This window comes from Legionella bozemanae, assembly GCF_001648595.1.
Taxonomy (GTDB): Bacteria; Pseudomonadota; Gammaproteobacteria; order Legionellales; family Legionellaceae; genus Legionella; species Legionella bozemanae.
This window is the reverse complement of the sequence record NZ_LBAW01000025.1, coordinates 1-22,454: the sequence shown is the minus strand read 5'-3', so window position 1 is coordinate 22,454 and position 22,454 is coordinate 1. Positions and strand designations below refer to the sequence as shown.

Below are 22,454 nucleotides of genomic sequence, written 5' to 3'. Positions count from 1 at the left end.
CAGATTACGTTAGTTTATATCATATTAAGATCAAGGAGTGACAGCTAATGGCGAGTTCCATGGGCAAAGTCTTCAAACAGACAGTCAAAGAAAATAAACCCCTACCCGTATTGGGTACCATAAATGCTTATTCTGCTATGCTTGCGCAATTTTCTGGAGCTAAAGCAATATATCTTTCAGGGGCAGGTGTTGCGAATGCCTCTTATGGTATACCCGATCTTGGCATGACCAATCTATCACAAGTTCTTGAGGATGCACGCCGAATTACTGACGCGTGTCCTTTACCTCTTCTTGTTGATGTTGATACAGGATGGGGACATGCGTTTAATATTGCCAGAACCGTAAAACTTATGGAGAAAACAGGGGTTGCAGCCATTCATATTGAAGATCAGGTACTGGCAAAACGATGTGGGCACAGACCCAATAAGGCGATTGTGTCTTTGAAAGAAATGGGCAACCGAATTAAATCAGCAGTTGATGCACGGCAGGATCCTGATTTTGTCATCATGGCGAGAACAGATGCTTATGCTGTTGAAGGAATGAATGCAGCTATAGAAAGAGCATTGCTTTGCGTCGAATTAGGCGCTGATATGATATTTCCTGAGGCGATGACTCGTCTGGAGGAGTATCAGACCTTTACTCAGGCAATTCCTGTGCCTGTGTTGGCGAATATTACTGAGTTTGGTAAAACTCCTTTATTTAATCGTGACGAATTGAAACAGGTTGGCGTCTCGCTAATTTTGTATCCATTGAGTGCATTTAGAGCGATGTCCCAATCAGCGTTAAATACTTATAGGGCAATTCTTCAAGATGGAACGCAACAGTCCGTGATCGATAAAATGCAAACTCGTGAAGAGCTTTATGATGTGCTTGGTTATTATCAATACGAACAAAAACTAGACCAATTGATGGAGGAAGACAATGAGTGTTAAAAGCGGCGGTTTAGCCGGTGTAGTTGCTGGTCAATCAGCAATTTGTACAGTTGGACTAGCAGGAAAAGGTTTGAATTACAGAGGCTACTCGATTGATGATCTAGCAGAATATGCCTCGTTTGAGGAAGTAGCGTATTTATTACTTTATGGGCGATTACCTACTCAAAAAGAATTGGATGAATATACAAAAAAACTAGTTAGTCTTAGAACATTGCCTGATGCTTTAAAAACTGTATTGAAACTAATCCCAAAAAACACACATCCCATGGATGTTCTACGAACTGGCTGTTCCTTTTTGGGAACAATTGAACCAGAAGATAGTTTTTCACAACAGCATCACATTGCGGATAGATTATTAGCTTTATTCCCAGGAATAATGTGTTACTGGTATGCATGGCATTTTCATAATAAAGAAATTTCTGGTTTAAGTGATGAACAAACAACTGGGGCACATTTTCTTGCATTATTACATGGGCGTGCACCAAGTAAATTAGAAGCTCAAATGATGAATGTATCATTGATTTTATATGCTGAGCATGAATTTAATGCTTCAACCTTTGCTGCACGAGTTACCGCAGCAACATTGGCTGATTTTTATTCTGCGATCACAAGTGCTATTGGTACTTTAAGAGGTCCTTTACATGGAGGGGCTAATGAGGCAGCAATGGAGCTTATAGGGCGTTTTGATAATCCTGACCAAGCTGAAACTGAATTAAAGAAAATGTTGCTTAATAAAGCGCTCATTATGGGATTCGGACATCGAGTCTATACGACCAGCGATCCGCGTTCTGACATCATCAAAAAATGGTCATTTCGCTTGGGTGAGGAAAAGGGCGACCTTCTTTTATATCATATTTCAGAACGCATTGAAGAAGTCATGTGGAATGAAAAAAAATTATTTCCCAATCTGGATTTTTACAGTGCTTCGGCATACCACTATTGCGGCATTCCTACATTCTTGTTCACGCCGGTTTTTGTTATGTCGCGTATTACGGGATGGTCAGCCCATGTCTTTGAACAAAGAGAGAATAACAAGCTGATAAGACCCACTTCTGAATATACCGGACCTGAACCCCAAAAGTTCCCGGCTATTGAGACGAGGGGGTAGTTGTTCAATCTATATCATTTATGTGATGAATGAAGCAAAGTGATGGGAAACCGCAGTGGCACTGACATTAAGTTAAGGAGCAAAGCGCCATATCTAGATCCCGTGGCTTTGTCCGCGAGATTTAATGATGGTGCGGGATTCCTGGCCGCGGGACGTAGGATAAGATGTAATTTGTTAAATGACGGTTTCTAAGATTGAGCGAGTTAATCTGATGAGAAACAAATATCTGGATAAATAATGGACAGAGGTTATTATGCACAGCTATGTAGAAGATAATATTAAACCTGATTACGATCAGGTTATGATTGATATTGCGGATTATGTGCTAAACAAAAAAATTGATAGCGCTGTAGCCTATGAGACAGCACGTTTATGCCTCATGGATACATTAGGTTGTGGTATTTTGGCATTAAATTTTGCTGAATGTACTAAACTCCTGGGCCCAGTTGTTCCTGGCGCTACTCTGGCTGGCGGAGCACGAGTTCCAGGCACAGCATATGAATTAGATCCAGTACAAGCGGCTTTCAATATAGGTGCTATGATACGTTGGCTGGATTTCAATGATACCTGGCTGGCGGCAGAGTGGGGGCATCCTTCTGACAATTTAGGTGCCATCCTTGCTGTAGCGGATTATATGTCCCGACAAAATTATGTCAAGGGCAATGCGCCAATTTTAATGCAGGATGTGCTTACTGCTATGATTAAGGCACATGAAATTCAAGGTTGCCTCGCTTTGGAAAACAGTTTTAACCGAGTAGGGCTGGATCATGTGTTTTTAGTAAAAGTTGCTAGTGCTGCTGTTGCGGCTCAGCTTTTTGGCGCTGATAAAGACATGATGTTAAGAACTCTATCTCAAGTTTTTGTCGATGGTCAAAGTCTAAGAACATATAGACATGCACCTAATGCGGGATCAAGAAAATCGTGGGCTGCAGGAGATGCCACTTCAAGAGCAGTTCGCTTGGCGTTAATTGCTAAAGCAGGAGAAATGGGTTACCCAAGCGCATTAAGTGCTCCAACCTGGGGTTTTTATGATGTGCTTTTTGATAAAAAAATATTTAAATTTCAGCGCCCTTATGGCAGTTATGTGATGGAAAACGTGTTGTTTAAATTATCTTATCCTGCTGAGTTCCATGCGCAAACTGCGGTCGAATGTGCTGTGATGTTACATCCTATTGTGAAGCACCGATTTGATGATATAGCCCGAATTGATTTAGTGACACATGAGTCGGCAATTCGAATTATTAGTAAGCAAGGTGCTCTGCACAATCCTGCTGATCGGGATCATTGTTTACAGTATATGGTTGCTATAGGCTTATTATTTGGTGATTTAAAAGCGGAACATTATGAAGATGATGTTGCAGCAGATCCCAGAATAGATATATTGCGTGAAAAAATGCATGTTACTGAAAATGAACGTTTTTCTCGTGATTACCTTGATCCGGAAAAACGTTCAATTGCAAACAGCATCAAAATAATTTTCAAAGATGGTACTGAGAGTGATTTGATAACCGTAGAATATCCAATTGGCCACAAACGCAGACGTGAGGAGGGCATTCCTGTTTTAGTATCCAAATTTAAAAAGAACTTAAGTACTCAGTTTTCTGTAGAACGCGTTGAGCGAATCATGCAGGCAATGAGTGACACAAATACACTTGCAGCAATGAAAGTGGATGATTTTATGCAACTCTGGGTTGTATCGTAGTTCTCCAATGGCCTGAAGAACGTATGGAACGCTGGATTATTAATATCCGGGTTCCACTATGTTATGTTGAGCCGTTTGCTTATCCTTATTAAATGTATATAATTTAATCAGGTGTCGAATAAGTGGCTAGGGAGAAGCGATGAAATTAAAGCAAATATGCCTCTCTGTGTTATGTACCCTGTTGATGCTTGATAGTTCTTTGTCCGTAGTGCAAGCCAGTCCTGCCGCTAATGAAAAAGTTGTTTCTGTATATTTGCTTATTGATAATCCTGCGCAGCTTCAACAGTATGTTAACGATTTGCTTAAACTCAAAAAACCTAATTTTAATCGTGTTATTTTTTCATTTGTTAGACCATCATTGATTGATTATCAGACTGGTAATCTCGCTAAAACGGGTATACTTGGTTATTTTACGGATCATGATGGCAAAGGTGCTCAAGCTTTTGATCAGTTAAAAGCAGCAATCAAATTATCCGAAGAGAAAAATATTCAAACATTTCTCTCTGTGGGCGGCTGGAATTACAGCTGTAATTTTGCAGTAGCGCGCGGAGCTTGTGGACCTGCCTCCTCAAGCATAAATCAAGCTTTTTACGATTGGTTTCCTGACCCCACTGATCCTGATAGGGAGCAGGCATCCAAAGCAAAAACCTCCTATGCAAATTTAGTCAAATTAGCGAATGATTTAGGGGTGGATGGCATTGATTTTGACTATGAAGAGTTTTGGCATGCTGATCAATATGCAGTTTCTTGGGGGCCTAGTTCAAATGGTGAATGGTCAACAGATATAGCACAAAGTATACTGAATGCAGGAGGGCCAACATACAACAATCTCATGAAGTATGGGATAAATTCTGGTTCTTCTTATGTTATGCCTAAAACAATTGATAAAGTAGATGCTATTTTGCATGCACTAATGGATGACCCAGGGGCAAAGTATCTCAAATTTGCTACAGCTGCACCTCCTGTTGGTGCTCGTCCAATTACAGGTTTTGTATATGGAGACAAATATCCTGATATATATACCAAGGGTGGGCTCTGGTGGAAAGGAAATTTGAAAGGGTTATGGTATAACCTTACGGATAAAGATGCGGCAATAGTTTCACGCTTTGATAGCTTGGGTCTGATGACCTATGATTTATGCGGAGATAATCCAGTCGAATGCGCTCCTTATGCTAATGGGCCTTTGGATTTACCTGGTCAAGTCAGCGCGTATATGAAAGACTATACCAATTGGTTGAAAGCAGAAGTCGTTAGCAAACCCAGTTTAACCGTTGATAACATCGGAAAAGTGACTTTTTTACCAGCCAAATATTTTATTAACGCAAAAATACAATTTGGTTTTGAAGTAAATCAACCCGCCTATCCTCAAAATATTAATGGCCAACTTCAACTGACTAATCAATTGGTTAATGAAATTCTTGCGCAACAAAAAAACAGTGGCGGAGTTATTATTTGGCAAATGTATTCTAAGCGAAACACCTCTGTACCTGATGCTACTACTGTAAAATATACTATCAGCCAAAGTTGTAAAACTTTTTTAGCTAATGATAGCCGATATGATTGTGATGCAGATTTTCCTAGTGCTGCCAACTAGTTTCTTTTGAATGGGATTGAGATTAACCTGGGAGCATACTGCGCTTATGCTTCCTAGGGTTTGCTGCGCTGCATCCAGACTGCATTCAATTTCTCCAAACTCTATTTCAGAGTTGCGAGTTTGGAAGAAATCGATTGAAATAAGGGAAATTTACCAAACTATATTTTGCGGTGTAAGCCTGACGCCGCTAGTATTTTGGTTGATATTTCTTCAATAGAGTATTTTGTCGAATTAATGTAAGGAATTTTTTCTTTTTGGTACATGGCTTCGACTTCATTGACTTCCAAACGACATTGTTCCGCTGAAGCATATTTACTATGGGGCCTACGTTCTGCCCGAATTTGTTGTAAACGTTGTGGGTCAATGGTTAATCCGAACAGTTTATTTTTATAGGGCTTCAGTACTTCAGGTAATTTAAAGCCAATAATCTCCTCTTCAGTAAAAGGGTAATTAGCAGCTAAAATTCCATATTGAAGTGCCATATATAAGCAGCTTGGAGTTTTTCCACAACGCGAAACACCGATAAGAATGATATCCGCCTTATCGTAGCCTCGAGTTTTCACTCCATCATCATGCGATAAGGCAAAATCTATGGCTTCAAGCCGGTGCAAATAAAGTTTGCTATTCACTACCCCATGAGTTCTTCCGACTGTATAAGAAGATTTTTCATTAAGTTCTTCTTCCATCGGGCCAATAAAAGTACTAAATAAGTCAAATACCCGGGCATCCGCTTTTTTAAAGTAATTTCTGATTTCTGGATCAATCAACGTCATAAATACTAGTGGTTTGATGCCATGCTCTTTAAAAGCTTGATTAATTTGTTGAATGGCATGTTCTGCTTTTTTTAAAGAATCAACATAGGGAATCGTAACTCGTTCAAATTTTGTATTTTCAAATTGAGTAATCAAACTATGGCCCAAAGTTTCAGCAGTAATCCCTGTACCATCAGAGATCATAAAAACATAACGTTTCATGAGTCGCCTTATAAGAAAAATGATCTATATTTTATTTTAAAATGAATTGGTTAATATCACCAGCAAGTGTACTTATTTAAATCCATCTGCTATCTTAAATTAAAGAAAAGGACATTTTAGGGTTAATATGGAACAAGATCGATTCGGCAGTAATAGCAAGCTCTATATTTTAGGAATGATTTGCTTGGTTCTTTGCCTGGGTTTGTTTTTCGTTAGTTTATATATTTTGCCTTATCTTGCTTGGGGATTGAACTATAATGTTCCTGATATGGTTTTGACTATGTTAAGTTCATTGCAAGATGATTATAACTACAGCGTGGGAGCCAGCAAACTTATAGTTTGGTTAATATTTTTTGTGCCCTGTGTGATTACCGGACTGATTTCCTACTTTGTATCCAATTATATTGATAACAACCTTTATAAATCAGAATTGAACGTAGAGGAAGAGTCAGAAAATCTTCCCCGTAAACAAATTGGTAAAGAAATAAAAGAGTCCGCTGGTTTTGGACTAAAGATTCTTGGTTTAATGATCCTCATTGTAATTGTGATTTTTTTATTACAATATCTTATCCAAGCAACATCATAATAAGTGGCAGGAGAGTTTATGGCTTATTTAAAACGTTGGCAGATTAGAAGAATTATTAAGAAAATAAAAGTCATGCAAGCAAACCGGGTAAATAATCAACCTGGAGATGAAATGCTCAAAAAAGAAATTGCCTATTATTTTGAGTTAGCATCCATTTACAATAAATTGAAAGGAAATAAAAAATTTCCCTATGCACACCTAATGTATATGGAATGTTATAGAGCAGCTGCAATGCTTGATGATGCAGAAGCGAATTATCAATTAGGGCAAATGATTCTGGAGGAAGCCAAATTCAGACAGAATTTAGAAAAAGAGGGTGTTTTTAAAAGTGAATCTAATTTGAAAAAATGCAATCAGCTTTTTGAAGAAGCACATGCTTATTTATTAGCAGCAATAGCATTAAACCATATTGCTGCAAAACGATTAAGAGGACTTAGTTTCATTAATGGGTGGGGATTAGAAGCAGATAAGAAAACTGGGTTTGAATTAATTGTTGCAAGTATTGAAGAAGAAGGCTCATGGGATAGAGTACCCCAAATCTTTGCATCAATGGGGCTGAATAAACCCGAGTTTTTTTCACAAATTATGCAACGTAGAAAATCATCATAAATATTCTCTATAGCCTGTACGGAAAAATAGTCGTCCAGGCGATATTGATGTTCAATATGGTTACATTAGATTGCTCTGGCTAAATTCGCTATCTTGTGCGAAAGCTTCTACTCCTGAATCAGGAGAAAAAGCATATGTGGTATTAAAATAGCTTTTAATGTATAATTGTTAGTCTACTCCCTTGATTATGAACAAAAAACGTTCATATTTTCGCTTGATTTATGTCATACCAATATAAGAAAAAAGCTCACCGTCCTATAACGCCTAATGAAAAATTATATATTGCTGGTGATGCAATGAATCATTCCTTTACACTGCAGCTAATTCTTGAAATGAATGCAGAAGTGGATGTATCTTCCCTTAATCAGGCTGTTATTCAAGCGAACTCCTCCAATCAATATGTCCATTTGCGGGCAAATTTAAGATGCATCAATCCAGTTTGGTATGACTCAGTTGAACTCTCTAAAGAGTTTGAGCCTATTCAAGTATTAGAGAGGGAATGGGATGGTCATGATATTCAATGCGCGTCATTTTTTCATGGGCATAAATTTGAGCCCGCGTATTCTGCGACGCAAGTTACTTACATAAAAGGAACGCGCCATTTTTTGGTGTTTCGTGCTTTTCATGGGGTAATGGACGGTATGGGTTTATATCATTGGGTGAGTGATATTTTTCGTGCCTGGAGAAAACAGCCTTTAACTGGTACAAATTTGATACTAACCGATTATGAATTTCTAAGAAAAAAAAGAGAGATTAAACACCGTCCGAATTTCCCATTGGATTGTATCGCGCCAACAGGCGACACAGGTTTTGCTCATACCCATTATCTATGGCGTAAATTAACTCTTCCTGGAAAAATCAATGGCGTAACCGCCAAGATTTGCCATATATTGACGGCTGTCAGTGCTGAGCGGGGTGCTGAAAAAGCTCGCTTTATGATTCCTGTAGACTTACGTCATCATATTCCTAATACAAATACTACAGCTAATTTTGCAAACCCGATTTTTATCGAAGTTGAGAAAGAGGCAAATTGGTCACTCATTTACAGTGATATTGTAAAGCAACTCAGTAATCAAAATGAATTGCAGATTGGAAAGTATGACGCGTGTTTACGTCATTTGCCATTGTCTCTATTAAAAGCTCTTCTTAGTGCGTTGATTTATTATCAAAACAAGAAAAATCGATATATGGTATCTGGAATTGTATCTAAATTGTCGATTAATTTATCTGACTTTGAGTCAAATCAGGGCGGCTGCTGCGCCATCGATGGTTATTTTTTGCCCATTGATGTACCTATTGCGCCTATTGTGCTTATTGTGACAGAACATAACAATGCAACGACAATCTGTTTTTCTGTATCAAACGCCCATGCAACACGCGAAGAATGTGCTCATTTAGAGGTCCAATTGAAAAAGATGATTGATGAACCTCAGTTAGCTGCAGAGAGTAATTTACCTTATTGCAATACATTATGGCCTGTATATAACAATACCTATGTTGACTATTCTCAAGAAAAAACGATTTTCACAAAAATATGGGAGAGAACAATAGAATACTCTCATAGGTACGTCCTAATTTCAAAAAAGAAGGTTCTAACATATAAACAATTGCATCATCGTGTTTTAGAAATCGCCAGTTATCTCTCTGATTTAGGCATACGATGTGGAGATAAAGTCGCTATTTATTTATCCAGAAATGAAGATATGGTCTGCTCCATACTGGCGTGTTGGTATTTAGGTGCTGCTTATATTCCTATCGATATAAAATCCCCTGTCAATTGGATTTTGACTTTATTAGAAGATGCTCAACCTGCTTTAGTTATTGATGAACAGCATGAAGCATTGAGGCAAAATTATTCCGGATTATGTGTTCATATTCCTTTAAAAATCATGAGTACAACCATGCCAAAGCGAAACGAAAATTCGCTCACCCAATTGGCTTATATCATCTATACCTCTGGTTCCACAGGGACGCCTAAAGGGGTAATGATTAATCATGGTCAATTGCTGAATTATTTATCTTGGGCAGTCGAGATATACCGAAATAATAATCAAGCTTATCATACAGCATTGTTTACAAGTATCGCCTTTGATTTAACGGTGACAACATTATACTTACCTTTACTCTCAGGCGGCAGTATGATGCTCATTCCTGAGTCAATTAATTCTCTAGTATTAAAGGAAATACTTACAAATCAAGAGATCAATTTTTTGAAGCTCACTCCGTCGCACTTAAGAATGATAAGCAGTTTACCTATAAACTCCCGGCATGACGTAACTTTAGTTGTCGGAGGCGAAGATTTTCCTTGTAGTTTGGCTCAATTAATTATTGAAAAATTATCTAATGCGCGAATATTTAATGAATACGGCCCTACTGAGACTACAGTGGGCTGTATGATTCATCAATATGATGCTAAAAATGATCTTCAATGCAGTGTGCCTATTGGTATTCCTGCAGCAAATACACGTATTTACTGTTTGGATAGCACGCTTAAGCCAGTCAGACTTGAAGAGGAAGGGGAAATCTATATTGCTGGGAGCAACGTAGGGATGGGGTATTTGAACCAGCCCGAGTTAACGAATAAGCGATTTATGAGTGATCCTTTTTTTCCTGGACAACGCATGTATCAAAGTGGTGATTTAGCAAAGCATCGAAAAGATGGTTTATTGATTTATTCAGGAAGAAGGGATCAGCAGATAAAAATTCGCGGTCATCGTGTTGAATTACCTGAAATTGAACACACTTTATGCGCAATTGATAGCATTGCACAAGCTGTAGTAACGTTTATAAAACCCATCTTAGGGGAAGAAAATAACGAATTAATTGCATATGTAGTATCGAATTCAAAAGAACAGGCAATTGATTTGCGGAAAAAATTATCTGAAACACTTCCATATTACATGGTACCAAAATATTTTATTTTTTTGACTGAATTACCTCTAACTGCTAATGGAAAAGTAGATTATAAAAAATTACCAAAACCTGCTTCCATATTGATTACTCCACAGACAAACAAATATGAGAATTTATTAATCCAGATTCGGCAGTTATTTGCAAACGCCTTATCGCTACCTCTTGAAGTTATTGATAATCATGTTATTTTTGGCGACATGGGCGGGAACTCCATGCAAATGGCTTACATGATTAATGAAATGATTACAAAAATGATTGCTCCTGAGCATCATGTCGCTTTTGCCAACGGATTGGAGCAATTGCTAATTTGCCCAACACCGCATAATTTTTATGAGCATCTGTCAAGAATTATTTAAGAGTGCAATAAAGTTCTTATTTGTTCATAGGTTGAGCTATTTGAGGAGTAGGTTAATTGATTTTTAAGGAAATGATGTAAATGAACATTTTAGTTACCGGAGGCAGAGCACCTGCCACCATGGATATTATGCGTAGTCTCATTAATCAGGGATTTGAAGTTTATGGTGCTGAGAGTATGCTTTATCCGCTTGCACGATTTGTCAAAGGAGTAAAAAAACATTTTGTTATTCCTAAACCGAATCATGATTTAGCTGCATTTTTAAAAGCAATTAAAGAAATAGTGATTCAATATAAAATTGATCTACTTATTCCTACATGTGAAGAAATTTTTCATCTCAGCCAGGGCTATGAGGAATTGTCTCCGCATACCAAGTTGTTATGCGAGCCTTTTGAACGCTTGAATCAATTACATAATAAATATACGTTTAACCAGCTTGTCAGTGAGTATGGCTTGAGTGCCCCACAAAGTTGGTTAATGAATACCGATAAGGACAAACAAGCTCTTCCTAAAGACGCGGCGCTTGTTTTAAAACCTGTTTTTTCCCGTTTTGGTACCCGTACGTTGATTAAACCTTCGCAAAAAATCATTGCAGAACTCGCTATTAATGAACCATACATTGCCCAGCACTTTATTCAAGGAAAAGAATACAGTGCTTATGCTATTGCCCATAAAGGGGACGTGCTGATTCAATCGTGTTATCACTCTAAATATCAAGCGGGTCGTTCAACCGGAATTTATTTTGAGCCTGCGGAAATTAAACCAATCACTGAATTTATTAAGACTTTTTGCAAACGCTTCCAATTCAGTGGCCAAATTGCTTTTGATTTTATCTTGGAGAATGATAAAGCTTATGCATTGGAGTGTAATCCAAGAGTAACCAGTGGTTTCCATCTGCTTACAGATAAAATTGATTGGCATACTATTTTAAGTGGACAAAGGCAATATGACATACCCAATATGCAATATATGCAGCCTTATATGCTGGGTCAAGGAATGATGCTTCATTGTTTGAAATATATACAAAAAAATCCATGCCAATTTATTAAAGACTATCAAAGAGCACATGATGTTTTGAAACACAAAGCTTATCCTTGGCTTCGATTAAAAAGTACATTAATGATGCTGAATGTGCTTTGTAGGGCGGTGAGAGTGAAGAAGGGGTTTTATCCTGCATCAACGTATGACATTGATTTTAATGGAGTTGAAAATCTGTCGAAATAAATTTCTCGAATTATTTTGGTTTTTACAAAAAGGAGGCTTAAGTTAAAAGTAAAACGGGAAAAGCGTTTTATTTGCCTATACTTTAAATAGCTAACCTTTAAGGAAATCAAAAATGAAAAAAATACTATTGGGTAGTATTGGATTTATCTTTGTTACACAGGCGCTTGCACTTTCACCAGTAGTAAATACAGATGCAAATAAATCCTTGTTGCCATCGCCTTTTCCTGTTTACATTTTAGGGAATAATGGCGTTATTAATCATCCGTATCCTGGTGCAGAACGTGCTCTTTTACCAACAGATAACACCTACACTATGTCCCCTGGATGTTATATCGCATGTTATTCGCATAATTCCCATGGTATTTATCCTGTTGCTGAAAATATTTACGTAATGGGACAAATTCGTGTTCAGGGTGAGTATGTAGCACGAATTTGCCAACCTGAAGGGTATAAGGGGATGGACATCAGTAAGGCAGACAAATTCAAACTTCTCTGTTCTGTGAAATTTAAGGATTGCAAAGATAATGCATGTTGGGCAGGAGGGGATACTGGAGGCTGGTTTGGTATTCAATAGTATGTTTTTGGTCTGGAGTGAGCTCCTTGATCTAAGCCATATAGAGATTTAATTCTCCAAGTTCTGCAATACTGCAGAATCGAGGATTTTAGTATGAGAATTTTTTGCGCTATGTTATTACTCAATAAACTTTTTATGAAAGGAGTAGTAAATCAATGAAAATAGCCGTATGCAGCGATACACTTTATCCTGTTAATGATTATGTTGTGGAGGAACTAAAGCGGTTAGGACATGAGGTTATTCTATTTGGCGCAATTAAATCACGACAAGATGAATCATGGATACAAACAGCACAAATTGCCGCTGAAGCAATTCGTCAAGGCGAATGTGATGAAGGCATTTTCTTTTGTTGGACCGGAGCGGGTATTTCAATTGTGGCGAATAAAATACCTGGCATAAGAGCTGCTTTATGTACGGATGCTCAAATGGCAAAAGGTGCAAGAATATGGAATCGAGCGAATGTTTTGGCTTTATCCAATCGGCTGTTAACTCAAGATTTAGCAAAAGAAATTTTAGATTCGTGGTTTAATACTGAAATCAACGAAGAGGGAGAGCAGATTATTAAGGAAATTGAGGCAATAGAGCGAGAGTATCGCTAGTTTCGATAACTCATAGAATTAGGTTTACATTATTAGTATTGCGAAAATGATTGGGATTAGTTTGAGGAAGAAAATCCGGGCGACTTTGATTTCTTATGGGCAACGGTATTTAATATCACTGGCGCGGACAGTATCACGAATGGATTCGCCAATACCAATGTTCTTGCCACCTCTGCAGGTCAATATCCGGCAGCGCAAGCCTGTCTAAACAAGAGTGACCAGGGCTTTACTGACTGGTACCTGCCGGCTATTTGCGAACTTGGACGGTTTGTAATAGGTCTGGATGCAGGTTGTGGCACTACCAACCCTAACTTATATAGCACTTTACATACGAATAACTTAGGAGGTTTTTCCCCTGACCAATACTGGAGTTCTACTGAGTTTTCTACCATCATCATACCTGACGAACTTGCTTGGGTGCAGTTCTTCACCGATGGTCGGCAAACCCCTGGTAATAAGAACCTTGCCGACGAACGGGTTAGGTGTGTTCGAGCTTTTATTCCTTAACCCTTTATCCCTTCTCTGAGGCAGCACAGCTGCCTCATGATGAGTCTTTTACGCTTTTTAAATTTATTAGAACTTGTATAATGAACAACTTTCTGGCTAAATTGAAATATTGCTTGCATCATAGGGGATTTTCATGTTAAAGCGGGATATTTCAACGACTAACATTCTAATTGTTTCTGCCGGGGGGATGATTGGATCGGGGTGGTTGTTTAGCCCGTTTATTAGTGCGCAAATGGCAGGTAGCAATTCTTTGATTTCTTGGGTTATTGCTGCTGTTTTTATGATTTTTATTGCTCTGCCTTTATGTGAGTTGGGTACAATGTTTCCAATTTCTGGAGGCATGTCTAATTATCCAACGTTTACCCATGGAAAAGAGGTTGGTTTTTTATTCGCGTGGACATCGTGGTTGTCTTATGTTGTTATGACTCCAATAGAAATACAAGCAATTCTGCAGTATTCAAGTCATTTTTTTCCAATATTAATTGTCAAAGATCCAACAACATTCACTCTTTCAGGATATGGTTATGTTGCAGCAATGGCCATCATGCTCTTTGTCGTCATATTGAACTCTTACGGAATTAAATTGCTCGTTGAATGTAATAAATATGCAAGTATCATTAAGTTTATATTACCAAGTATTGCAATTGTTTCATTGCTCCATGTCGCACCAACCATGGATAATGTCACAATTAGTTTGTCGGATAAAGAAAGCTGGGTGAATATTTTTACTGCACTTTCTGCTGGGGGTATTGCTTTTGCTTTTACTGGATTTCAAAACGGTTTGGTACTGGCAGGAGAAGTAAAAAATCCACAACGAAATATTCCTATTGCTATTTTAGGTGCAGTGTTGATTGGATTTGTTTTGTATTTCATGTTGGAGTTGAGCTTTCTCGCAGCAGTGCCTCAGAAATATTTAACTCAGGGTTGGCATGCCTTAAGTTACCCAGGAGATAGTGGACCTTTAGTGGGCTTAACTTTACTTTTAGGTCTAGGTTTTGTGGCAACTATACTAATGATTGATGCTGCTTTTTCTCCTTTTGGGACAACTTTAGTTTATACCGCTGCCACTTCCAGGATTTTATATGGAATGGCATTAAATGATCATTTACCGAAAATCTTTTTAAAGGTAAATCGTCATAGAATTCCTTATGTCACTCTTTATGCAAACTTACTAGTTGGAATGCTATCTTTTCTTCCATTTCCAGGATGGCAGAAGTTAGTGGCGTTTCTTTCTTCTGCAAGTATTTTATCTTACAGTATTGGGCCTATATGTCTTTTAGCAATGCGCAAATTGCAACCGTTAACCCCAAGACCTTTTAGACTTTCAGGAGCACTGCTTTGCTCGCATATCGCATTTTATTTTTGTAATTTAATGCTGTATTGGTGCGGGTTTTCAATTATATGGAAGCTGGATATTGCTTTACTTATTGGGATTCTAATTTATTGTGTTTATCATCGTAAAAACTCTTGGGATAATAGCGCACTTCTATATTGGTTTTTATTTTATATGGTTACTATACTCAGTGTGTCTTATGTAGGTGTTTTTGGCGGCATAGGAATTTTAAAGTTTCCCTTTGATCTCTTAAGTTTGTTACCTTTAAGTATTTTTATTCTCTATTCGTCTCAACGATTACTGTGCCCAACACGACATGAGCATGTTACCTCTATGTTAGAAGAGCCAACTGAAATTTTAGAGGATAAAATTCTTACGTAAAGTTTATTTAATGATATAATTGTTCTCTATTTGTATTATTTGGATTTGTTTATGTGGTTGGGATTATTTGACTTCAGATATTTAAGCAAACGAGTTTTTTTATTTTTAGGTATTTGCTTTCTGTCAGTTTCTTTTGCAACTGAAGTGCCAATCTATGATTTTTCAATAAAACCTTATTCCCAAAATATCAATGATTATTTACCTTCAGACAGTGATGACTATGATATTCCTCTGTTAACGCGAGAATATCAAGAGGGGCAACTACAACAATTCTATAATCATTATTATTCTGATAGGGGTGAAGGGCTTTCTCCTTGGAACGAGAAGATGGTAAATTCCGTTCTTCCTGTGGTTAAAAAAATTGAGCTGGAATTATTAAAAGAGTTTGATAATCAAAATAAATCCGAAGAAGAACGGCACTTTGCGGAAAATTTTAAAGAACATGATGCAGTTTGGCTAAATCGAATCAAAAACAATATGGACTTACCTGCAATTGAGGGATTAGGATTTAACGAAAAGAGCCGCGCTATTGCAGTAAATAACACTTTTGCACGTGCGCTTCCGGAGCATGCTCCAGATTTTTTTCATTTCACCATGCCGGGACAAGGTTTCCCGTTTGATAATTTACAAGAATCAGTGATTTGGGCGGGAACACCGCTCTATGTTTTCACTGTATCACAAGATAAATCTTGGTCATTAGTACTCACTCCAGATGCCTATTTTGCCTGGGTAAAAAGTTCAGATATTGCTTATGCTTCAAGTAGATTCATTGAAGAGTGGAAGAGCACAGCAAAAAAGGGGCTTGTGGCAATCACTGAAACAGAAGCGAGCATTGTGAATCAACATCATCAATTTCAGTTTTCAGGCTATATAGGTGCAGTATTTCCATTTATTAGTCGTGATGAAAATTATATTTCTATCTTGATCCCAGTAAAAAATGTACATCATCAAGCAGTGGTTCAGACTGGATTTGTGACATCGCAATCTGCAAGCCTGATGCCTCTTGAAGCCTCGAAAAAAAATATGGCTAAGATTATGAAACAATTACAAAATCGCCCTTATGGATGGGGAGGGGCTTATTTTTTTAATGACTGCTCACAAGAATTAAAGAGCATATTTACTCCTTTCGGCATTTGGTTACCGCGTAATTCGGCACAACAGGCAAAAATAAGTACGGGTATTGATTTAACCCAAAATACAGTTGATGAACGAATCAGCGCTTTGAAAAGACAGGGGCATCCTCTGATGACACTTATTTATATTGGCGGCCATGTAATGCTTTATTTAGGGAATAAGTCTATAAACAATTATGAAATAGCTGCAATGACCTATCAGAATGTTTGGGGACTTTCTCCTGAAAGCAAAGATAAACGTTATATCATCGGCCAATCATTATTTTTTCCGTTGCTTAAGTATTATCCGGAAAATCCAGATGTAAGTTCGCTGGCGAATAAATCGTACTTTAAGATGATTTATCTTGATGAGCTAAATACAAAAGGTACTACGCCGGAAGTGTTTTCACGAAGTTTTATAAAACCTGATAGCCCCCATTTAATTTTATAAAATGATAAAATCTAAATTGGCATCTATTTTTTTGGTACTTTTTTTCTTTTTAATTTATCTGTGTGTACCAATAAATAAAAGCTCAGCAGACCCTTGTCGTGTTGCTCATTTACAAAATATTCCTAATTTTTCATCACAAGTGATTTTGGTAAATCATATAAAAGGTTTTGAAGCTGAGGTAACTGTTTGTAAAAAACAAGATCATACATGGAAGCAAGCATGGGGCCCTTTTCCTGCTGTGGTGGGTAAAAGAGGGATAGCTCCTGTAGGAGAAAAAAAGGAAGGTGATATGAGAACTCCTGCCGGCTTATACCCCGTAGGCGATGCTTTTGGATCAGAGCCTTTAGCACTTAAAATGGATTTTAAATACATTACTGCTGATGATAAATTTATAGATGATGTATCCCATAGTGGCTATAACACGTGGGTTAAAGGAAATACAAATGCCAAAAGTTACGAATCGATGCTAATTGATGTATACAGAATAGGTGCAATAGTCAATTACAACATGAATCCTGTAATCCCAGGAGCAGGAAGTGCTATTTTCATCCATTTGTGGCGATCGATTCATTCTGGAACACATGGATGTATTGCTATGGAAGAATCCCACTTATTAAAACTGCTTCATTGGCTGGATAAGGAGAAGCATCCCTATATTTTCATATCGAGTAAGTTGCCTTCTTAAGGGAAAATAAAACAAAAACTCAGATCCATGAGGTTGTTCAAAATACTTTAATTGGGGGTTGCACTTCGGCTCTGAATGGGTGAAGCTATGTTTTATGTTTCATATTAGGGTAAATGTCGTGCGCTATTCTAATTATTTATGTCTCTTTGCTGCTTTTTTCTTGAGTGAAATAGGAAATTCTCAAACGCTTTCAGAGAAAATAGATGAGATTATTGCACAGAAATTGCCTCATGCAACCGTTGGTATTCTCATTAAAGAAGCAGAGACGGGGAAAGTGGTTTACAGTAGAAATGCAGATAAATTACTTTCTCCAGCCAGTGGCATAAAGTTACTTACTGCAGCAGCAGCGCTGTATCAATTAAAGCCAGATTATCGCTTTATAACAACGCTCTCTCAAAAAGATCAGGATTATTATCTTCATTTTACAGGCTCACCGTCTTTTACTGTAGATAATCTAACTTCTTTATTACTTAATTTGAAAAAAAATAATACGAGCACGATAAAAGGAAATATGATAATTGATAGTTCGCAATACCAGGCTCCATATTATCCAAGTGGTACGTCATATGATGATTTAGGCTGGTATTATGCTGCTCCAGATACAGCAGTAATATTAAATGAAAATAAAGTGGCCTATGAATTGATTAGTGCAAAAGAATTAAATAAACCTGTAAAAATCAATCTCAAGAAAAACCAGCCCAAAGCACTGACACTAATTAATGAAGTCGTTACAGTGAACAAAGAAGAAGAAAAGAATCATTGCAGTCTGAATCTTGAGGTTAAAACCAATAATACTATTCGCTTATATGGCTGCAAGACCCAGGAAGAAAATCCAAAATTAATAGAACTTGCTATCCCCGATCCTATTTTATTAGTAAAACAAGTGATCCAAAACACTTTTAATAAAAACAGTATTGCTTTGAAAGGAAAAATTGTTACAGGAGTATCGCCAACCGACACTCAATTTGTTGCCAGTTTTCAATCAAAAACGCTCAGTAAATTGATCACGCACATGCTACAACAATCCGATAATCTTTATGCAAATAGCCTTACCAAAAAATTAGGTTATTCTTTAACGGGAAAAGGAACTCACAAAGAAGGGGCTTATGCTATTAAAAAAATATTGTCTGAGCATACGCATCTGGATTTGTCGCAAATGGAAATCGTTGATGGTGAAGGAACACGTTATAATCTGGTAACTCCCGAACAAATGGTGATTTTGCTTAATGATCTTTATCATGATAAAAATATGAAAGCGATTTTCTTTAAGGCGTTACCGCAAGCAGGTGTTTCTGGAACTCTAAAGGACAGAATGAAGAAAACCATGCTCGAGAAAAAAGTTTATGCCAAAACGGGGTCAATGCATGATATCTCTTCATTATCTGGTTTTATTATTAATCCACATGATAAGGCCTTTATTTTTTCCATTATTATTAATGGAGTGAATAAACCTCTAATAAAAGCTAAGTTACTTGAAGAAAAAATATTATTGGCTTTAGATGAATACAGTTTAGAAGCGAGTCCTACTTAATACCACAATAGTTTACCTAACTATCTAATAAAATACGTATTTTATCCTATCGTTTTCTAGCTTATACTGAATTTTATAGCCAAGGAAAAGAATATGGATGAAAAAGCATATTATAAAGCTTTTACGAATTTAATCGGGATAATTTGTTTTCTTGCAGGTCTTTTTGATTTATCCATTAGGTATTTCAATGCTCATTTATCAGCTGCGTTACCTATGGACATCTTTATGAGACCAACTACAGCTTTGTGCTTTATTTTAGCAGGATTGTCATTAATTTGTTTAAATAGAAAAATTTTCCAATTCAGCCGAATCTTAAGCAGTATTCTCTTATTATTTTCCGGGGTCATTTTTAGTCAATACATTTTGAATGTTAATGTAGGTATTGATGCAATCTTTATTAAAGTCTTTTCATTAAATTTTCATCACTATCCAAGCCTTATGGCACCGAGTGTCGCTTTAAGTTTTATGATTATTGCGCTTTGTTTCCTTATTGTTTCATTTCAGTTTTCCAATTACTGGCTCTGGTTATGTTTATTCGGTATTTTTTTTACTTTAAGTTTAGGATTTATTGCAACGACCAATCATTTTATTGAGTTCGCAACGCATTTTGGTGCGGGGCGATGGATGAAGATTTCAATTTATACTTCTTTGGGATTAATTCTCCTAAGCTTGGCAATCATTTCTTATATTAATTCAAAAAATGTAAAACATTCTCTTATATCTCTTCCTCTAATAGCAGTTTTCGTGATTTTAAATATTACTGTGTTGGGATGGCAGTTCACTAAAAAAAATCAGGAAAACTCGTTAAATATGTTGTTACAGTTGAAAGTCGAAAATGTAGAGGATGTGATTGAATCACGTACAGCAGAACTCGCTTCCTCTTTTTCGAGAATTACTTATCGTTGGCTGAATCGGCATATTACACCTGAAAGTGAATGGCGAGCGGATATGATGCACTATATTCATGATCAGCCGGGTTATAAAGCAATTTTATGGGTTGATAACAAATATGTGATACGTTGGGTTGCTCCCGAAGAAGGTAATGAACTAATTAAAGAATATAATCTTGACGATAATCCTGATCGACGTGAAGAAATGCTAAGAAGTTTAGCAAAAAATGAATTGCAATTTAGCTCTCAGTTTGATTGGGCTAAGGGAAATAAAGTAATTTTACTATTCAGCCCCATGTTGAAAGGAAATCATTTCCAAGGGTTTATGGTAGGGATTCTAAATGCAGAGATATTTTTAGACGATATTTTAAAAAAAATGGATATTCAAGGATATAATTTGGGTATCTATGATGCTTCCGGGCTTTTATATACCAATGCTAGAGAGCATAAATTTTACAAGGGTTGGAAACATAGCATTACACTTCCTCTATACGGACAAAATTGGAAGATCATTCTTTGGCCTTCCATTTCGCTTTACAATCAGGTTATTACTTCCTTTTTCCCAACTATGATCTTGATCATTGGTATCATTATTGCCCTACTTTCCGGATTTTTAATTCATACACTGCAGTTTATAAAAGGGAACTCTGAAAAATTAAAGCAAACACAAACCGAACTAGCAAATGCGCGCGAACGTTTGCAAGGAATCATTGAAGGCAGCAGTGATTTAGTTGCTGCAATTGATTTAAATTATGATTTTATTGCGTTTAATACAATGTATAAATGTGAAGTTTATCGTATTTTCAAAATCGATTTGGAAGTTGGCATGAATTTTAGGGCGCTTTTACAGAAAATGAGCGTTGAAAATCAAACAAAAGCAATGACGCTTTGGGAAAGAGCAATGAAAGGTACCGGGTTCATAGTAATTGAATCATTTAAAGACAAAAGGCATGACGGGCTAGATTTTGAAATACATTACAATCCCATCCATGATTCAGAGGGTAAGCTTATTGGCGTGAGTCATTTTGCAATTAATGTTCATCAACGTATTCAAAATGAAAGAAAACTTGAAGAGTCAAAAATTGAACTGGAAAATGTAGTTAAAAGTCTTGAGATTCAAAATAAAGAGTTGGAGTTGTTGAAAGAGTTAATGAGTTTATTGCAATCAAGTCTTTCTATGGATGACGCGATTGAAATAATTAAAAATTATAGCAAACGAATTTTATCGGGAACCTCGGGGATTGTTTATCTTATTTCTTCAGACAATTTAAATCTGATTAGCAGGGTACTAATCTGGGGAGAACCAGTTTCTAGTTTATTCCTTTTTACACCTAAGGATTGTCTCTCTTTACTACGACATCAATCTTATTATATCTCTGATACAACGGAAGGTGTTTTGTGTAATCATATTAAAAAAGGTGAAAAAAAACCTATAAGCTATGTTTGTTTGCCTTTATTTGCCCAAAATGAAATGTTAGGGTTATTTTATGTTGAATTTGGCTTAAATACTGATAATCAACGGTTGATTGCTTTGGCACAAATTATTTCCGAACAGTCCGCATTAAGCATATACAATATTAAGCTTCGTGATGTTCTAAAAACCCAATCTACTCAAGATAGTTTAACTGGCGTTTATAACCGGCGCTTTTTTGAAGAATACTTGCAAAAAGAAATTTTAAAAGCCAAAAATCATCCATTTACATTTGCTCTTTTATTAATCGATATTGATTATTTTAAAAAAATAAATGATACCTACGGTCACTTGGTGGGCGACCGGGTTCTTTTTGAGTTCGCCACAAAAATACGGCAAATATGTCGACAAGATGATTTAATTTCTCGCTGGGGTGGGGAAGAATTTATGATTTTTTTACGAATTGCTAATTTGGATGCCGTCAAATTAAAAGCAGAAGCAATTCGTGACTCCATTGAAAAGTTTTCGGTTGAAATCAATCAGGAAAAACCTATTTCGGTTACCATATCAATTGGAATTGCTTTTTATCCTTATGATGGTAAAAAAGTAGATGATCTGATATCAAAAGCTGATGAAGCACTTTATGAGGCAAAAAAAATGGGCCGTAATAAAGTCGTAGCAAGTTATAGCATGCATCAAAATAAAAATCATTAATTAAATTTTTAGCATTTAATGGAGTGATTAAACTCCCTATATTGTGTTTTTATGAACAAAATTCAGATTAAGTGTTCATGTGCGATCGGCTGGATGCCATTCATAAAGCACGGCAAGTAGACAAAAAAGATATGTGCCAGGACAAATGCATCTCATGGTAAGATACAAAATCAAACTGCTAGATTCCGAAACTCACAAAACCTACATTCCGTGCTTTATGCCTGAGAGATAGACAAAAAAATTTGGTTTAAGGCATTGAAATATAGGAA

Annotated in this window: 17 protein-coding genes; 16 read left to right on the top strand and 1 reads right to left on the bottom strand. The window is 36.8% G+C overall.

All coding sequences use genetic code 11. From position 1 onward, the window contains the following. The first annotated feature begins 47 nt into the window (after nucleotides 1–47). The 4 genes from prpB to A8O27_RS15195 all read left to right on the top strand — a co-directional run bounded on the left by prpB (nucleotide 48) and on the right by A8O27_RS15195 (nucleotide 5,336). On the top strand, nucleotides 48–932 hold the full coding sequence (prpB, locus tag A8O27_RS15210; protein ID WP_058457793.1) for a methylisocitrate lyase: 885 nt from the start codon (nucleotides 48–50) through the stop codon (nucleotides 930–932). After that, entirely contained in the window at nucleotides 922–2,040 is a 1,119-nt protein-coding gene (gene prpC / locus A8O27_RS15205; protein WP_058457794.1) for a bifunctional 2-methylcitrate synthase/citrate synthase, read from the top strand. Before prpB ends, prpC begins: the two co-directional genes overlap by 11 nt. 253 nt (nucleotides 2,041–2,293) lie before the next feature. Further along, nucleotides 2,294–3,742, top strand: a complete 1,449-nt coding sequence (locus A8O27_RS15200) for a bifunctional 2-methylcitrate dehydratase/aconitate hydratase (protein WP_058457795.1) — start codon at nucleotides 2,294–2,296, stop codon at nucleotides 3,740–3,742. Between the two features lie 139 nt (nucleotides 3,743–3,881). Beyond that, complete coding sequence (locus A8O27_RS15195; RefSeq protein ID WP_058457796.1) at nucleotides 3,882–5,336, top strand: glycoside hydrolase family 18 protein; 1,455 nt, start codon at nucleotides 3,882–3,884, stop codon at nucleotides 5,334–5,336. A 158-nt stretch (nucleotides 5,337–5,494) separates the two neighbouring features. Here A8O27_RS15195 and ppsR read toward each other — a convergent pair whose 3' ends face one another. Beyond that, the gene (gene ppsR, locus A8O27_RS15190; RefSeq protein ID WP_058457797.1) at nucleotides 5,495–6,310 is read right to left on the bottom strand and encodes a posphoenolpyruvate synthetase regulatory kinase/phosphorylase PpsR; all 816 of its coding nucleotides are present in this window, start codon (nucleotides 6,308–6,310) and stop codon (nucleotides 5,495–5,497) included. Nucleotides 6,311–6,437: 127 nt separating this feature from the next. On the opposite strand from ppsR, the gene A8O27_RS15185 reads away from it, so the two are divergent. The 12 genes from A8O27_RS15185 (at nucleotide 6,438) to A8O27_RS15135 (ending at nucleotide 22,185) form a co-directional block, all read left to right on the top strand. Next, nucleotides 6,438–6,896, top strand: coding sequence for a hypothetical protein (locus A8O27_RS15185; RefSeq protein WP_058457798.1), 459 nt, complete (start codon nucleotides 6,438–6,440; stop codon nucleotides 6,894–6,896). 18 nt (nucleotides 6,897–6,914) lie between these two features. Then, nucleotides 6,915–7,505, top strand: a complete 591-nt coding sequence (locus A8O27_RS15180; RefSeq protein ID WP_058457799.1) for an SEL1-like repeat protein — start codon at nucleotides 6,915–6,917, stop codon at nucleotides 7,503–7,505. 221 nt (nucleotides 7,506–7,726) lie between these two features. Continuing rightward, nucleotides 7,727–10,774: a non-ribosomal peptide synthetase gene (locus A8O27_RS15175; protein WP_058457800.1), complete on the top strand. Its 3,048-nt coding sequence runs from the start codon at nucleotides 7,727–7,729 to the stop codon at nucleotides 10,772–10,774. A gap of 80 nt (nucleotides 10,775–10,854) precedes the next feature. Then, a complete protein-coding gene (locus A8O27_RS15170; RefSeq protein ID WP_058457801.1) occupies nucleotides 10,855–11,997 on the top strand; it encodes an ATP-grasp domain-containing protein in 1,143 nt (380 codons plus the stop codon). Nucleotides 11,998–12,109: 112 nt separating this feature from the next. After that, entirely contained in the window at nucleotides 12,110–12,571 is a 462-nt protein-coding gene (locus tag A8O27_RS15165) for a hypothetical protein (RefSeq protein ID WP_058457802.1), read from the top strand. A 155-nt stretch (nucleotides 12,572–12,726) separates the two neighbouring features. Beyond that, nucleotides 12,727–13,170, top strand: coding sequence for an RpiB/LacA/LacB family sugar-phosphate isomerase (locus A8O27_RS15160; RefSeq protein WP_058457803.1), 444 nt, complete (start codon nucleotides 12,727–12,729; stop codon nucleotides 13,168–13,170). 114 nt (nucleotides 13,171–13,284) lie between these two features. Then, nucleotides 13,285–13,677, top strand: a complete 393-nt coding sequence (locus tag A8O27_RS18585; protein ID WP_082642379.1) for an Lcl domain-containing protein — start codon at nucleotides 13,285–13,287, stop codon at nucleotides 13,675–13,677. 133 nt (nucleotides 13,678–13,810) lie between these two features. Next, the gene (locus A8O27_RS15155) at nucleotides 13,811–15,391 is read left to right on the top strand and encodes an APC family permease (RefSeq protein WP_058457804.1); all 1,581 of its coding nucleotides are present in this window, start codon (nucleotides 13,811–13,813) and stop codon (nucleotides 15,389–15,391) included. Nucleotides 15,392–15,442: 51 nt separating this feature from the next. Further along, on the top strand, nucleotides 15,443–16,954 hold the full coding sequence (locus A8O27_RS15150; protein WP_058457805.1) for an SH3 domain-containing protein: 1,512 nt from the start codon (nucleotides 15,443–15,445) through the stop codon (nucleotides 16,952–16,954). A gap of 1 nt (nucleotide 16,955) precedes the next feature. Beyond that, nucleotides 16,956–17,639 (top strand): L,D-transpeptidase family protein, encoded by a 684-nt coding sequence (locus A8O27_RS15145; protein ID WP_058457806.1) that lies wholly within the window; start codon nucleotides 16,956–16,958, stop codon nucleotides 17,637–17,639. Between the two features lie 118 nt (nucleotides 17,640–17,757). Beyond that, on the top strand, nucleotides 17,758–19,170 hold the full coding sequence (gene dacB, locus A8O27_RS15140; protein WP_058457807.1) for a D-alanyl-D-alanine carboxypeptidase/D-alanyl-D-alanine endopeptidase: 1,413 nt from the start codon (nucleotides 17,758–17,760) through the stop codon (nucleotides 19,168–19,170). Nucleotides 19,171–19,263: 93 nt separating this feature from the next. Further along, nucleotides 19,264–22,185 (top strand): diguanylate cyclase, encoded by a 2,922-nt coding sequence (locus A8O27_RS15135; protein ID WP_058457808.1) that lies wholly within the window; start codon nucleotides 19,264–19,266, stop codon nucleotides 22,183–22,185. Nucleotides 22,186–22,454: the final 269 nt, after the last annotated feature.